Below are 1,034 nucleotides of genomic sequence, written 5' to 3'. Positions count from 1 at the left end.
ATGCGTGCGTTTGTCGCACTGATGGTCATTCTCGGGCTCGGCCTCATCGGCTGGATCATGTACCGAAAGCTGCACCCGCTTGCTGGTCCTGAGGTACCGGCCAAGCAGATTCCGAACATGCTGCCCAAGTATGACTTCTCGACCGACCCCAAGGGCGCGGCCGCGCCTCCAATACCCGCGAGCCCCGTTGCCGCCACGGCGGTGCCAGCGCAATCGCAACAACCCGTTCGCGCGCAGGCAGGGGGAAAGCGCGAGCTCACGCCAGAAGAAAAAGCGTATCAGCGTCGCCTCGACGCCGACAACTCGCAGAGCGTGCAAGACACGCCCCAAGGCGCAGCGGGGCAAGTCCAACCGATAGCGGCACACAGGTCGGAATCCGGCTCGGACTCGGCGCCGACCAGTGCTGACAGCGTGGCGCTCGCATCGCGGATGAACGGCGTCGGTGTTGGCCGTGTCATGGCAAGCACGTTCAAGCATCCAAGCCTGACGGTTCCCGCTGGCACCATGATTCAGTGCGGCACCGCCACCGAGCTGGACACGACGGTACCCGGACAGATCAAATGCCACGTAAGCCAGGACGTTTATTCGTTCGATCACAAGGTCCGCTTGATCGACAAGGGGGCAACGGTCGTCGGCGAAGCGAGCGGCGGCATCAAGAGCGGCCAGGTTCGAGCTTTTGCGTTGTGGACGCGCCTCGTCAATCCTGACGGCGCGACGATCAACCTCAACAGCCCCGGCACGAATTCGCTCGGCAGCGCCGGTATTCCCGGACAGATCGATTCCCACTTCTGGGAGCGGTTCGGCCCTGCCATCCTGATTTCGATCATTTCGGATCTCGGCGATGCGGGCGTCCAGTACGCGGCGAACAAGGCAAGCAACGGCGGCACGAATATAAATTTCGACAATACGTCGCAAACGTCTGATTCGCTCGCGCGTGAAGCCCTTGCCGCGACGATCAACATTCCGCCGACGCTGTACGACCAGCAGGGCGACCACGTAGCCATTTTCGTGCGTCAAGACCTTGATTTCAGCAA

Annotated in this window: 1 protein-coding gene; it reads left to right on the top strand. The window is 61.8% G+C overall.

The window, feature by feature from the left end:
* Positions 1 to 1,034 (top strand): type IV secretion system protein VirB10 (gene virB10, locus AWB78_RS42750; RefSeq protein WP_062613339.1); only part of this gene is annotated, 1,034 nt, incomplete at both ends.

The organism is Caballeronia calidae (assembly GCF_900044055.2).
In the GTDB taxonomy this organism is placed as follows: Bacteria; Pseudomonadota; Gammaproteobacteria; order Burkholderiales; family Burkholderiaceae; genus Caballeronia; species Caballeronia calidae.
Note: the sequence above shows the minus strand (reverse complement) of the source record. Positions and strands in the feature narration are given on the sequence as shown.